Origin of the sequence: Streptomyces sp. NPDC058674 (assembly GCF_042716505.1) — a bacterium.
Lineage (GTDB): Bacteria > Actinomycetota > Actinomycetes > Streptomycetales > Streptomycetaceae > Streptomyces.
Genome location: NZ_JBHXSC010000048.1, coordinates 30,417 through 43,843 on the forward strand (window position 1 = coordinate 30,417; position 13,427 = coordinate 43,843).

A 13,427-nucleotide genomic window follows, 5' to 3' on the forward strand; every position below is an offset into this window, starting at 1 on the left:
CCTACGCCTTTCGGTCTTCCATCGCCGACCCGCGCGCGGGTTGCACGCCGGTTGTGAACCAGTCTCACTCAATGGACAGCAGTTTCCATCCTCGGTCCATTGAGTGAGACACCTATTTCATCATCCGAGGTCGAGACGCAGGAGATCTTCCTCCGTCTCGCGGCGGACGATCACCCGGGCCGCTCCGTCACGCACGGCGACGACCGGCGGACGCAGCGCGTGGTTGTAGTTGCTGGCCATGGAGCGGCAGTACGCGCCGGTCGCCGGCACGGCGACGAGGTCGCCGGGGGCGAGGTCTGCGGGCAGGAACGCGTCCTTGACCACGATGTCACCGCTCTCGCAGTGCTTGCCGACGACGCGGACCAGCATGGGCGGGGCGTCGGAGGTGCGGGAGACCAGCGCGATGGAGTACTCGGCGTCGTAGAGGGCCGTCCGGATGTTGTCGGACATGCCCCCGTCGACCGACACGTAAGTCCGCAGGCCCTCCAGCGGCTTGATCGTCCCGACCTCGTAGAGGGTGAAGGCGGTCGGCCCGACGATCGCCCGTCCGGGCTCGACCGAGATCCGCGGGGCGCGCAGGCCGGCGCTCTCGCACTCGCGCGCCACGATCTCGGTGAGGGACTTGGCGATCTCGTGCGGCTCGCTCGGGTCGTCGTCCGAGGTGTACGCGATGCCGAGGCCGCCGCCGAGGTCGATCTCGGGCAGTTCGACGCCGTGCTCGTCGCGGACCGCGGCCAGCAGCCGGACGACCCGCTTGGCGGACACCTCGAAGCCGGCCATGTCGAAGATCTGCGACCCGATGTGGGAGTGGATGCCGAGCAGCTCCAGGCTGTCGTGGCCCAGCGTGCGCCGGACGGCCTCGGCGGCGGACCCGTCGGCCACGGCGATGCCGAACTTCTGGTCCTCGTGCGCGGTCGCGATGAACTCGTGGGTGTGGGCCTCGACGCCCACCGTGACGCGGATCTGCACGGGCTGGCGCACGCCCAGCTCGCGGGCGATGTGCGCGACGCGGGCGATCTCCTGGAAGGAGTCGAGGACGATGCGCCCCACGCCGGCCCCGATGGCCCGCCGGATCTCGTCCGCGGTCTTGTTGTTGCCGTGGTAGGCGATGCGCGCGGCGGGCATCTCGGCGGCGAGCGCGGTGGTCAGCTCGCCGGGGGAGCAGACGTCGAGGTTAAGCCCCTCCTCCCGGAGCCACTTCACGACGGCCTTGGACAGGAACGCCTTGCCCGCGTAGAAGACGTCGGCCTCCTTGCCGAAGGCGTGCGCCCAGGCACGGCAGCGGGCCCGGAAGTCCTCCTCGTCGAGGACGTAGGCGGGGGTCCCGAACTCCTCGGCGAGCCGGGTCACTTCGATCCCGCCGACGACGGCGACCCCGTCCGCGTTCCGCCGGACGGTCCGGGCCCAGACCTTCTCGTCGAGGACGTTCAGGTCGGCGGCGGGCGGGGAGTAGTGCCCCTCGGGCAGGACGTCGGCGTGGCGGGGCCCGGCGGGGTGCGCGGAACGGCTCATCGGTATCTCTCTTCGCAGGTCACAGGCGTTCAGGTGCGTCTATGCCGAGGAGGGACAGGCCGCCGGCCAGCACCGTCCCGGCGGCTTCGGCAAGGGCCAGCCGGGCGCGGTGGGCGGCCGAGGGTTTCTCGTCCCCCTGGGGCAGGACGCGGTACTGGAAGTCGAGGAGCGCGTCGGACAGCTCGACGAGGTGCCGGGCGAGGCGCTCGGGCGCGCGGTGGTGCGCGGCGGCCTCCAGGACCAGGGGGTGGTCGGCGAGGGGGCGCAGCAGCGCGCGGGCGTCGTCCACCTCCCCGACGGCGGGGGTGAAGCCCAGGTCACGGGCGTTGCGCAGGAGGGCGCGGCTGCGCGAGAAGGCGTACCGCACCCGGAAGAAGTCGTTGTCCTCGCCCTGCACGAGCAGCCGCTCGGAGAACGCGGGCGCCTCCCGGGCCGGCCCGGCGAGCATGGCCCAGCGGGCGGCGTCGTTCCCGTAGCGGGCGAGGACGTCGCCGTCCTGCGGGGGGACGGGGGCGACGGGGGCGGGGGCTCCGGGGGCGGGGGCTCCGGGGGCTGCGGGGGTGGGGGCTCCCGGGGCGTCCTGGCGGGGGCCCTGGGTGTGCGCGATCCGTACGACGGCCTCGTGCACGACCCGCTCGCGCAGCCCGGCGGCGACGCCGGCGGGGGCGGCAGGGGGTGCGGTCGGGTGCGGGGCGGATGGGCGCAAGGCAGTCGGGCGGGTGGGGGACGGGCGCAGGGCCGCCAAACTGGCGATGACCTCGGGGGCGGACAGGGCCGGCAGGACGAAATTAACGAACCCGGGGCCGGTGACCTCGACCCGCCCGATCCCGGGGACGCCGTTCAGCCGGCGGGCCAGCACGGCCGCGACGTCGGCGGGACGCAGCCGGGCGCCCCGGGCCACCTGGAAGGCGACGGGCGAGGCGTACTCCCCCACACCCCCGGGCCGGGTCCGCTCGACGACCACCCGTTCGGGCACGGCGGCACCACCCAGCTCCCCGTCCTCGACGGCGCGGCACACGGCGTGCGCGACGGTACGAGGGAGGTCTGCGGGATTCACGGGACCCAGCCTAGGGGAGACACCCGGGCGGCCCGCGAAGGGTTTCGCCATGTGAACAGGGGGGGGCCACGACGGACCGGTAACCCAGGGGCGCCTACCCCCTGCCCCTCCCGGCGGGGGTCCCCTCCCGGTCGTCGCGCCGGTCCTTACGCTCGACGAGCCGCCGTACGACGCGCACCAGCTCGGCGGGCTCGAAGGGCTTGGCGATGAAGGCGTCCACCCCGGCGGCGATCCCGGCGTCCACCTCGTACTGCGTACAGGCACTGACGATGGCGACGGGCAGGTGCCGCGTCCGCGGATCGGCCCGCAACTGCGCGGCCGCCCCGAAACCGTCCAGCCGGGGCATGACCACATCAAGGGTGATGACGTCAGGGCACACCTGGTGCACGACGTCCAGGCACTCGACACCATCGTTCGCGGTCACGACCTCGAAGCCCTCCAGCTCGAGATTGACCTTGATCAGCTGCCGGATGACCTTGTTGTCGTCGACAACAAGCACCCGGCCCGAGACGCCTGGCACAACTCGAGAGTAGGTCCGCCCGACCCCCCGCGTCCGGCTTTTCGCCACTTCCACCCCCCACGGGCGACGCACCCCCCTCACCCCGGCCAATACGGTTCCTGATCACCCCGGCGAAGCTGGTAGTGTTCACCCCGTCGCCGCAAGTCGGCGGACGCGCCCCCGTAGCTCAGGGGATAGAGCAACGGCCTCCGGAGCCGTGTGCGCAGGTTCGAATCCTGCCGGGGGCACTTCGCAGGAAGTGCCCAAAGACCCCGCCATCAGCGAGTTCGCTGAGAGTGGGGTCTTCGCGTATGCGCAGCCAACTGCCGCCCTGCGCAGCCCTATGACAGCCCGTGCGGCCTATTCGCGGCCTGGATCCCACCGGAACTTCGCAGGTCAGCCCGGACAACGCGAAGGCCCCCGGGATTACCCAGGGGCCTCGGATCGCGGCGGCTCGTCTCCTACTCGTACTCGCGCAGCAGGTCCTCGATGCGGCGGTTGCCGACCTCTTGCCGACCGTCGAGGCACTTCGCGTACCGGCCCAGCAGTACCTCCACGCTGTTGCCCGCCCGTGCCGCGACCTCGGTCGGGTCGACGCCGGCGTTGAGCCACGTGGAGAGAGCCGAGTGCCTCAGGTCATACGGCCGTCGTGCCAACGGCGAGGCGACCACGGCCGGCGGCAGTGCGAGGACCCGTGCCTCCTTCCAGGCTCGGTAGTACGTGGAGGACGACACCACTCCCCCGCCCTCGCTGAAAAACAGCCGACCGTCTTCGGCAGTCCCGAAGGTGGCGACGTGGTCCTGTAGCGCGGCGACCAGCTGCGGCGGGATCGGCACCCGGCGGACCTCCTCGGCGGGCCGATTCTTGAGCCCGCGGTCGTCATGGCTCTCGCCGGAATCGGTCCATTGCTTGCCGACGCTGGGGCGGGACCGGTGAAGCAGCGCCTCACCCCATCCGGAAGACGGGAGCGTGAGGTCCGGCAGAGCCAGGCCCACGGCTTCCGCCGGCCGGAAGCCCCCGAAGTACATGCCGGCGAAAAGCCCCACCAGACGCCTGCCACGTGCTCTGCGATAGCCACCAATGTAGGAAACCGCACAGAGCAGAGAACGCGCCTGTTCCGGATTCGCCACCACCCGAGGATCCACGTCATTGGCGACCTTCGGCTTTTGCCACCGCAATGCGGCCAGCGGGTTCTCCTGGAACTCACCGAGGTCAACGGCATAGTGCATGGCGTTCACGAGTGTCCGGCGCTTGCGGTGCACTGTTTCCGCCACGGCGGCAGTGCCATCCATTTTGACCTTGAGGGAATCAAGGCACCCGCCGCGCACGCGCGGCGCGTGCGGCCCGTCACCCGGGCCTGCGCTCCTGTCTCCGCCCCGCCCCAGCCCGGCCGCCGTCCGCACGCCTACGGCTCGGGTTGATGGGAGGAAGGGCCGCGGTGGCTCGGACTGCTGCTCAGTTCCCGTCAAGACGATGCCTCCGGCGGGGGCGCTCTGACTCTGGGATGGCGGGGGCGCCGTACGCGGGTGCCGGCACGTTGTGGTGAGCGTGGTGGGGCTCCCATCCCGTCTGCCATCGACCCAAACAAGCCGAGCAGACACGGGTCCTGGCGTCCAGGTCGTTCGTCCAGTTGGGCGCTCCACCTGGACGCCAGGACCCGCGCCCGCTCCACGTGTGGGTCGACGGCAGACGGGATGGGAGCCGGGGCAGTCGTGGTTGAGGCCGCCGATCGCTATACAGCGTCGGAGTCCGGGGGTGCATCCTCTGGCGGACGAAACGTCTGATGAAGCCCAATGCCACAAAGGATGAGCGTCAACAGCAGCAGGAGGCCAAAGAGCAGCCGCGACCACCAGGCTCCCGGTAGAGACAAGAGCCACAGGAGCGGTATTGCGATGGCCAGAACCATGAAGACTGCACCGAGACTGCCCCAACTGCGCCGGTGTTCGACATAGGCCTTCTGGCGTGCCGAAGCTGCTGCCAACTGGACTCGTACGAGAGCGTCTAGCTGATATATCTCGTCACTCCAAACGCCAGGTTCGTACCCCTTCAGCTTTTCCAACAGATCAAAGTTCCGAGTCAGATCCGCGGTTAGTCGCGCATCGCGTCTGTTCTGGATCGCTCCTGTAACCAGGGGGCCAGCAGCTGCGGCGACTACCACCCCGGCCACTCCTAGCAGTGGCGCAAGCTGAGTTGCCATCGGCGTCCCCTTTCGGAGGTGGAGGAAGCTTAGGCGTGAATTCGGCCGCGCGTCACTGTTTCAGGCAGATGCTGTGGGCTGGTCGCGCTTCTTCCACACGCCGTTGGCTCTTCTAGCCGGTGCGTACCGTGCGGCGGCCAAGTGCCGGCCGGGGGTCGGGGGCGCCGATGTGGTGTCTGCCGGTCGGCACCGCTGCCCTGATCCCGAGGGCAGCACGGTTCTGGGTGGGCGCACAAGGTCGTTCGCACAGTGGCGCGCTCCACCTTGTGCGCCCACCGGAGAAGCACTCCATGGCCTGCTCCAACTCCCAGTGCGACGGCGGCATCATCCCCAACCCGTACTCAGACGATCCCGAGGACCTCACCCTCTGCGCCGCCTGCAACCACGGTTACGACCCGCGCGACTACCACGACTACGCCGACTGACGCACCCTGGGCCCCGGCGTAAGTCGGGGCCCTTAGCCACCAGGACGGCCGGTACTGGCCGATCTCTACAGATCTACGAACCGGAACAGGCCCGTGCCCGCTTGACCCGACGCGTGGACAACGCACCCTTTCGGCAAGCTCTTTGGCCTGCGACAATCGCTGACACATCACTTTGGGGGGCGATATGAGGTTCAGCGAGTACTACAACATTCCCACCACTCCCGAGGACGACTGGTTCGACACGTTCATGCCAGCCGACACAAAGCTGTTCGTCGACCCCTTTCTGATCTGGGAGCAGACAGAAGGACACTGGGCATCAGCACACGACCACCTGATCGACTTCTTCGAAATGGTGTTCGATCTGGTCAAGGCATCGAAGGGCAAGCGGACATCCGTGTCCTGGCGCCAAGCGCAGAAACTGCTGCTCTTTCCCGAGCCATACGAATTTTGCCTCGGTGTAGCGGAGGGCTCACCGATGGGAATCGGATCGGGGGCCGGGCTTCAGCAAGAGATGCTCGATGGCGTGAAAGTTGCGACCGGACTGGGAATGAGCCGGGTCGCCCACATGGAAATGCTGAACCTCTTCCAGGGCGGCATGGGGGTCGACCGCCTCAGCGATATGACCTGCAACATCCTGAAAAGCTACTTCATCTCGTACACACAGGAGATCTGCCGACGACATCAGGTGCCGATGCGCGAATTCGATGTGGCTAATGCAGAGTGGAGCAAGGACTACTGCCGCTGGGTCTCCAAAAAGCACGAACTCCCTATCAACCCTTCCATAAATAGGCCGGTGCTCCTCACTCCTAGCAAGTTCTTGAGGCGCATTCCCGTCGCAACACCGGACGGATTCTGGACCTGGGCGTGGTCCAACATGTCCGAGGAGCTTCGGGGCGACCTGACGTTCGACATCGCCCGAAATGTCGAACGCCGCGACAAGGCCAGGCTCGCCCGGGCAAACCCAGATGTTGCAGCCCTTTACCTAAAAGACCTTGAGGATCAGCCAAAACCCGCCTACTCCATCGAAGACGACCCGGACATGCTCGTGCACTGGTACGAGGCCGGCGGCGAGATGGCTGAACGGTCACCGCTGAGCTTCGTTCCGCAGCATGCAGGCGACTTTGAGAAATTCGTCGAAGTGACCGTCGACTGCTTCAGGCACGGCATCGAGGACCAAGACGGCTGGCAGATCCTCTGGGGCGAGAAGAGCGGGCGCGAAGAACGAATCTCGCAAGCACTGTTTCGCAGCTCCGTGATCCACTACTGCCGCGCGAACAACATCGACTTGAGCGGAGAAGCGGACGCCGGCCGCGGACCGGTCGACTTCAAGTTCTCCCGCGGATGGTCTGCACGGGCCCTCGTGGAAATCAAGCTCGTGCGCAGCCATAAATTCTGGGACGGAGTCCTCGCTCAACTTCCCAAATACCAAGTCGCAGAGGAGGTAAAGCGGGGGTTCTATGTAGCAGTCGCCTACACTGATGACGAATACAGCACTCGCATTAGAGAAAAAAATAGAAAAGGCCGCATCGATCGCTTCGGAAGCCAGCGGCGCTAAAATCACGGCGCTGCTAATCGATGCCCGCAAAAAGGAGTCTGCGTCACGTGCCCGAAACCCCGGCCTGTCCGAGCCGCTGCATCGAGACGTCTCGGCCGCCCAAGAGATCGCCTCCGATGAGGGTCCAGTCGCCTCTCAAGACCCAGAGTGACCTCCGGGCCATGTGGCCCATTCGTGGACTGACGCCAGCCCGAAGCCGTCTTGCACAGCTCTGACCAGCGATAACGCCTGAGCCGCACGGGGCCGCCGGAGCCGTGTGCGCAGGTTCGAATCCTGCCGGGGGCACACTGTGCAAGTGTGTCCAAGACCCCGCCATCAGCGAGAACGCTGGGAACGGGGTCTTCGCGTATGCGCCTGCGGGCAGCTCGCGCCGGAGCGCGAGGCACGGATCCAATTGCAGGCAGGGTCGACTCTAGAACTACGCGTCCCTCGCATCGGATGAGATCAACAAGCGCACCATCGCCCGGCTCTCCCGTCGGATTCTTGCCGGCCGGAGAGCCGGCGCGAGGGAACCCAGGTGTACCTGGAACACGGCTAGCGGCCACAAGATACCGCCGTGTGACCCGACCGGTTCCCGTACCCGGTAAATGCGCAGGATGTGCCGCGCGAGGGCGTTCCATGCTGCCAATCGCCTCATGCTCGGTGAGCTCGTTCGGCTGCTCTGGTGACGAGCGCCTGAGCGCGGCCGCGCACTTGAGAGCGGGGCCAGCTCCGTGGTCGGCCGCGAGGCACTGCCCTCCGGTTCGGTCCGCGTCGGCATCGGCCAGGGAGATGCGCGCGGGAGTTGCGCGCGCCGTGGAATGCGGGATTGAGCCGTTCACCAGCTGCGGAGGCACAGTTCCCGGTGATAGGCGACGTACTCCGGGTTGATCCGGTGCTCCGGGAGGATAGTGAGTTTCCACTTCGGCTCCCCAGTCGTCGTCAGGTGTACCGACCAGTCCTCGGCGATGTAGATGCCGAACTTGTCGAATTGCCTGTGGTGGTTGGGGCAGAGGCACAGGAGGTTGTCCAAGGTGTCCGTACCGAAGTGCGGGCTGCCCAAACCCTGAATGTGAGCGGCTTCGCTGTACCGGCCGTCCCGCGTCTCCAACGGCTCTCGGCACACCTGACACTCATGACTGTGAAGGGATTTGACCAGGCTCGGCAGGTCCCGGTCTCGGTCGAGCGCGGAGACGGTCCGCGAGCGGCGTCCGACTGGACTGGAAGCAGCCGGATCGCCCCCGTCCTGACCGCTGGCACTCATGTACCCGCCGAGGCCGGTCCGCTCGAGCAATGCCGCCCGGTCCACATCGGTGTGGCCGAGATGGCCCGCGAGCAGGAGGGCTACCGCGTGGGCACGGGTGCGTGGCTTCTTCAGCAGGTGGGCCGCATCACTGCTGAAGCCGGCGCGGGCCATGGCCCGGCGGAGAGCGGTGGGCGAGGGCTTGAAGCTGGCGTCGGTCACGCCCTGCACTTCCCACAGACCGCTGGTCCGCAGATGCCAGAACGGATACTCGGGCGTCCTGCGGTCGTCCTTACCTCCGAACTCCGCCAGCAGTGCGCCGACTTCGTCCTCGAATTCACCCCAGGGAGCAAGTCGCTCCTGCCCTGCGGTGAGACGCCCGACGGCCCAGAGCAGCGCAAGCGGCTTGTGCCTGGCGGGGCCCTCCGGTTTCGTGTTGGTCTTGAGGGTCTTCATCGCCTGTAGCAGGCCGTCATGGGTGAGGCGGCCGCGATCCGCCCGACGGGGGACGGGAACCGCGGGTTGTTCCGTGCTCAGGAGAGCGTGAATCCGGTGTGCCTTGTCGCCCGTCTGACGGATGAGCGACTGCACGAAATCCTTCTTCCAGCCCAGCGCCTCCGTGACGTGCTTGACCGGCCTGCTGAGCACCGCGACATCATCGACCGCGATCATGTATTCCCAGGCCTTGCGCTGATGTTCGTCGAGTCCCCAGATCTTCTCGGCCAAGGCGCGGTTGCGGAACGACAGGACGACCGTGGCACGGGCGATGACAGATCCGTCAGAGATGAAGAGCACCTCATCACCGGGCCGGGTGTCATCGATCGCCTTGTTCTTGGCGTGGCTCTTCGATTCCGCGCGAGTGGATCCCCAGAACCGTGCGGGGCGCCCTCGGAACAGGGCGTGCAGCTCTTCCGCGTCATCGCCCAACAACGCCCCGTACTCAGGATCGGTGAGGTCGATACCCCTCTCGATGGAGTGGGCGTAATGCTGCGGTCCCTTCAGGGCTCGGCCCCCGATCGGCTGCAGCAACCACTGACTGGCGGTCCCCGCGACGGCCGTGTTCATCGCCTGTGTCATGTAAGCCCTCCCCTTTGCGATCACATTAGTCACACTGTCCGACAGTTCAGGGCACCAAAGTTCGCCTCCATCCCTTCCCCCGATCGCTAGACCTCACGGATCATCAGCGGCCGGGTCAGTACACCGGTTCCGGTGGTCCGTACGAGGGAGGTGGGGTGGGGTCTGTGGGTTTGGGGGGTGGGGTGGGGAGCAGGGGCTGCGTAGGGTGGGGCTTGAGGCCGCATCGTGCCGTTGACCTGGTGCTTTGTGGGGAGTGGGCTCGCAGAGGGAGGCGCGGCGCGGATGCGTGAGCTGGTGGAGACGGCGCAGCGGTGGGTGGCCGAGGGGCGGGGCGGGTTCCTGGCCAGGCCGGTCACCGAGCAGGGGTTCGGGCCGCGGGATCCGGCCGGGGCCGTGCTCGTGGACTCCCGCGGCCGGTGCGTCGGGGCGCTCTACAACGGGGTGTTCGATGCCGAGTTGGCCGCCGACGCGGCCGCCATGCCCGCCGGGAGCACCGCCCGGGTCTGTGAGGTCTCGGTGGCCGGAGCCGAGGCGGTCGAGGCCCGGCTGACCTGTGGCGGGTCGGCCGAGATCCTGCTCCAGCCGCTGTCCGCGGTCCCCGCCGAGTGGTGGGAGCTGCTCGGGCAGGGCGCCGGGGTGGCGCTGGTGACCCGGCTGAACGAGGCCGCCGACCAGGCGGTCAGTGCGGTCGTACGGGCTGCCGACCCGCCCCGCGACGATGCCGCGCGGCGGGCCGGGGAGCTCCTGGCCACCCGGCGGCCCGGCCGGGACGCGCTGTACGGGCAGTCCGGGCTGGTGCTGGTGGAGGCGTACCCCTCGGCCCCGTACGTCGTGATCGGCGGGGGCGGGGAGCTGGCCGACGTCATCGGCCGGCAGGCCGGCCTGCTGGGCTGGAGCGCGGTGACCGTGGAGGACGCGGCGACCGCCGCGAAGCTCCTCGCCGACCACCGGGACGCCGCCTGCCTGGTCGTGCTCAGCCACGATCCGGACTTCGACGTCCCGACCCTGCGGGAGGCGCTGGCGCTCGGCGTCCCGTACGTGGGGGCGCTGGGGTCGCGGCGGACCACCGCGCGGCGCCGGGAGGGGCTGGTCGCCGCCGGGGTCGGTGAGGCGCGGCTGGCGCTGGTGCACGGGCCGATCGGGCTCGACCTGGGGGCGCGGACGCCTCCGGAGACGGCGCTCGCCATCTGCGCCGAGATCCTGGGGGTGCTCGGCGGGCGCGAGGCGGCGCGGGCCCTGCGGGACTCGGACGGACCGCTGCGCGGCTGATCCGCGGGCCCCCCGGTTGCGCCGGGGGGGGCCGCCGGCTCGGTGGGCTCAGGTGTCGTCGCCCAGGGCGTCCTTGAGCTGGGCCTTGGTCATGTCGGAGCGGCCGTGGACGTTGCGGCGGCGGGCCTCCGCGTAGAGCTGGTCGTACGTGGGGCCCTGCGCGCCGGAGTGGGAGTGCAGGCCGCCGCGGCGGGACGAGGACATGTCCTCCAGCGACTCCTTGCTCGCGGTCTTGGACTCGCCGGCGCGGGCGCGTTCCTTGTTGACGGTGCGGGCGGCGATCTCCTCGGCCTTCTCCTCGGACTCGCCTCGCTGCTTGACGCTCTCCTTGATGTGTTCGTACTGGCGTTCGCGCTTGGGGGACGATCCGCGGGGCATCGAGGGCCTCCTCCGTGCCGGTGTGGGCTGCATTCGTGTCGGTGTGGGCTGCGTTCGACTGCACCTCGCGTACCCCGCTTGCAGCAACCCACCCCTCCAGAAAGCCGCATATCGGACTGGAGTGCGCGAAAGTGGGGGTATGGACACGACACTCAGCGTGGACACGACCCTCACCGACATCGCGTGGTTCTTCGTCGTCGGGATCGTCGTGGCGGGCTTTCTGCTCGGGGGCTTCATCCTGGGCAAGAAGGTCCGGGACAAGGAACCCGCACCGCCCAGCGCCGAGAGCCAGCCGCACCTGCCGGAGGGCGGGGCGGTCTACGAGGTACGCGAGGAACGGGAGCACGTGGGCTTCCCCGAGGAGGGCCTGCGTCCGCACGAGATGCAGGGCTACGGGAACTTCGGGTCCACCACCCACAGCCACCAGGAGGAGGCCCGCACCGAGCGGGAATCCGGATACCGGCACGTGGAGGGTCCGGGGCCGCACCCCCAGCCCGGTTCGCCCCCGAATTCGGGGCGCGGCGCCCACGAATGAATGCGGCCCGGTCAGGGGTCAGGGCTTCGGCACCTGCTCGGGGCGGTCGGTGACGCCCCGGGCAATGATCGCCACCGAGGTCACCGCCGTTCCGGCCGCGCCCCAGTCGCCGTCCTCGAGGACGACCGTGCGCGCCCCCAGAAGCCGCAGGCTCTCCTTGTCGAAGATCCACTCGGTTCGCTCGCCCCGGTGGACGCGGGCGACCGCGACGCCGCTCCGGCCGGCGGCGTCCTTCGCCTCCGGCACCAGGACGACACCGGGAATCCGGGCCGCCACGCGGTAGAGCGCCGCGCTCAGGCCGGGCGGGGCCTCGATGCTCCGCAGCAGGTCACCGATCGCCACGAACGCCTGCTGGTCGGGGCCGGTGGTCGAGCCCGAGCCGGGGCCGTGGTTCAGGCGGGCGTCCTGGTAGATCAACTCCAGCAGCCTGTCGGGGTCGGTCGGCAGCGATTCGAGGAAGCGGTAGGTGGGCCCGTTGAGGCTGGGCGGGCCCCCCGGCCGGTGCCGGTCGGTTCCGGTCGCGGTGCGTACCACCATGCCGGCCGAGCCGTCGACGGAGAGCCAGCGCTCGGCCGACTCGTCCGTGGGGGCCGCCTCCATGCGTCCTCCCGGGACGTCTGTGACTTCGGTCAGGGAGGTGGAGTGTCCGACCGTCTTCGTGTACATGAACTGCCCGTCGCGTACCGGCGGGGCGGGCGCGGCCGCCGCCGCCAGGGCGACGCGATCGAGGAGTCGCACCGCGGCGGGCGCGGGGCGAGCCGCTTCGGCGGGCTCACCGGGCTCGTTGCCCCCCACGGCGAAGACAGCGGCCACGGCGCATGCCACCACCGCCGCGACACCCCCCAAGGATCTGCCCCGAAGGGAGCTGCCCCCGAGGGAGACACCCCCGAGGGAAAGGAAGGGACGGCGCCCGGACGGGCGGGGGTCGGCCTGCTCGGCTCGTGCCGCTTCACGCATCAGATGCTCCTTGATCGGGCGGTGCCCCCGGAAGGGCAGGTTCGCATCGGCGAGCCCGGGCAGGCGCCGGAGGACCTCGTCGCGCTCGGACGGTTCGGTGCGCGCGTCATCGGCGGTGTTCACAGGTTTCCCTCCCGTGCGGTGCGTGCGGTGCGTGCGGTGCGTGCGGTGCGGGACACGGATGCGCGTCCCTCGGCCGGCGCCGCGGCCGGGTCGGCGGCGGCGGCGGCAAGTCTGCGCAGGCGGCTCCGCGCACGTGACAGTCGCGACCGGACGGTCGCCTCGGTGACGCCGCACGCGGCGGCAACCTCGGCCCGGCTGAGGCCGGACCAGACGGACAGGACGATGACCTCGCGATCGGCACGCCGCAGCTGGTCCAGGGCTGCCAGTGCGGCGTCCGCCCTGGCGGTGTCCGTGATCCGGGACACCACCGCGTCCGCCAGGTCGGGCACCACCTCTGACCTGGATAAACGCGCCATCGCCGCGCCGTGTCGACGGGCGGCCCTGCGGGTGTTGCGCATGACGTTGGTGGCGACCCCGAGCAGCCACCCGCGGTGACTCGTGACTCCGTCGAGGGTCTCGCGGAGCCGCCAGGCCTCCAGGAAGGTGAGGGAGACGATGTCCTCGGCTCCGGCGCGGTCGGAGGTCATGCGGACGGCGTGCGCGTACACCGCCCGGGCGTGCGCCTCGTAGATGTCCGCGAAGAGTTGGTGGTCCACACCGGGGAGTGTCCGCTCGGCGCGC

General features: G+C 69.3%; 11 protein-coding genes, 1 tRNA gene and 1 pseudogene. 5 read left to right on the forward strand and 8 right to left on the reverse strand.

Features of this window, described 5'->3' with window-relative positions; translation table 11 throughout:
* Positions 1–120 precede the first annotated feature (120 nt).
* The 3 genes from lysA to ACFWU6_RS23160 form a co-directional block, all read right to left on the reverse strand.
* Entirely contained in the window at positions 121–1,512 is a 1,392-nt protein-coding gene (gene lysA / locus ACFWU6_RS23150) for a diaminopimelate decarboxylase (RefSeq protein ID WP_383803598.1), read from the reverse strand.
* A 19-nt stretch (positions 1,513–1,531) separates the two neighbouring features.
* Entirely contained in the window at positions 1,532–2,569 is a 1,038-nt protein-coding gene (gene nrtL / locus ACFWU6_RS23155; protein WP_383982832.1) for an ArgS-related anticodon-binding protein NrtL, read from the reverse strand.
* Between the two features lie 94 nt (positions 2,570–2,663).
* A complete protein-coding gene (locus ACFWU6_RS23160) occupies positions 2,664–3,089 on the reverse strand; it encodes a response regulator (protein ID WP_383982834.1) in 426 nt (141 codons plus the stop codon).
* 155 nt (positions 3,090–3,244) lie between these two features.
* On the opposite strand from ACFWU6_RS23160, the gene ACFWU6_RS23165 reads away from it, so the two are divergent.
* A tRNA-Arg gene (locus tag ACFWU6_RS23165) sits at positions 3,245–3,316 on the forward strand.
* Positions 3,317–3,529: 213 nt separating this feature from the next.
* On the opposite strand, the pseudogene ACFWU6_RS23170 reads toward ACFWU6_RS23165, so the two are convergent.
* Positions 3,530–4,381 (reverse strand): annotated as a pseudogene (locus ACFWU6_RS23170) (tyrosine-type recombinase/integrase); the annotation flags it as partial.
* A gap of 1,174 nt (positions 4,382–5,555) precedes the next feature.
* Between ACFWU6_RS23170 and ACFWU6_RS23175 the strand changes: the two are divergent.
* Both ACFWU6_RS23175 and ACFWU6_RS23180 read left to right on the forward strand, forming a co-directional pair.
* A complete protein-coding gene (locus ACFWU6_RS23175; protein WP_383982836.1) occupies positions 5,556–5,690 on the forward strand; it encodes a hypothetical protein in 135 nt (44 codons plus the stop codon).
* A 184-nt stretch (positions 5,691–5,874) separates the two neighbouring features.
* On the forward strand, positions 5,875–7,245 hold the full coding sequence (locus tag ACFWU6_RS23180) for a hypothetical protein (protein WP_383982837.1): 1,371 nt from the start codon (positions 5,875–5,877) through the stop codon (positions 7,243–7,245).
* An 817-nt stretch (positions 7,246–8,062) separates the two neighbouring features.
* On the opposite strand, the gene ACFWU6_RS23185 is transcribed toward ACFWU6_RS23180, so the two are convergent.
* On the reverse strand, positions 8,063–9,544 hold the full coding sequence (locus ACFWU6_RS23185) for an HNH endonuclease (protein WP_383982839.1): 1,482 nt from the start codon (positions 9,542–9,544) through the stop codon (positions 8,063–8,065).
* A gap of 282 nt (positions 9,545–9,826) precedes the next feature.
* Between ACFWU6_RS23185 and ACFWU6_RS23190 the strand changes: the two genes are divergently transcribed.
* On the forward strand, positions 9,827–10,813 hold the full coding sequence (locus ACFWU6_RS23190; RefSeq protein WP_383982841.1) for an XdhC family protein: 987 nt from the start codon (positions 9,827–9,829) through the stop codon (positions 10,811–10,813).
* 48 nt (positions 10,814–10,861) lie between these two features.
* Here the strand turns inward: ACFWU6_RS23190 and ACFWU6_RS23195 are convergent, their stop codons facing one another.
* Positions 10,862–11,191: a plasmid stabilization protein gene (locus ACFWU6_RS23195; RefSeq protein WP_383982843.1), complete on the reverse strand. Its 330-nt coding sequence runs from the start codon at positions 11,189–11,191 to the stop codon at positions 10,862–10,864.
* Positions 11,192–11,330: 139 nt separating this feature from the next.
* On the opposite strand from ACFWU6_RS23195, the gene ACFWU6_RS23200 reads away from it, so the two are divergent.
* Positions 11,331–11,726, forward strand: coding sequence for a DUF6479 family protein (locus tag ACFWU6_RS23200; protein ID WP_383803612.1), 396 nt, complete (start codon positions 11,331–11,333; stop codon positions 11,724–11,726).
* Between the two features lie 18 nt (positions 11,727–11,744).
* Here ACFWU6_RS23200 and ACFWU6_RS23205 read toward each other — a convergent pair whose 3' ends face one another.
* Positions 11,745–12,806 carry a CU044_5270 family protein gene (locus tag ACFWU6_RS23205; protein ID WP_383982845.1) on the reverse strand — a complete coding sequence of 354 codons (1,062 nt, stop codon included), beginning with the start codon at positions 12,804–12,806 and terminating at the stop codon, positions 11,745–11,747.
* Positions 12,803–13,402: an RNA polymerase sigma factor gene (locus ACFWU6_RS23210; protein WP_383982847.1), complete on the reverse strand. Its 600-nt coding sequence runs from the start codon at positions 13,400–13,402 to the stop codon at positions 12,803–12,805. Before ACFWU6_RS23210 ends, ACFWU6_RS23205 begins: the two co-directional genes overlap by 4 nt.
* Positions 13,403–13,427 lie beyond the last annotated feature (25 nt).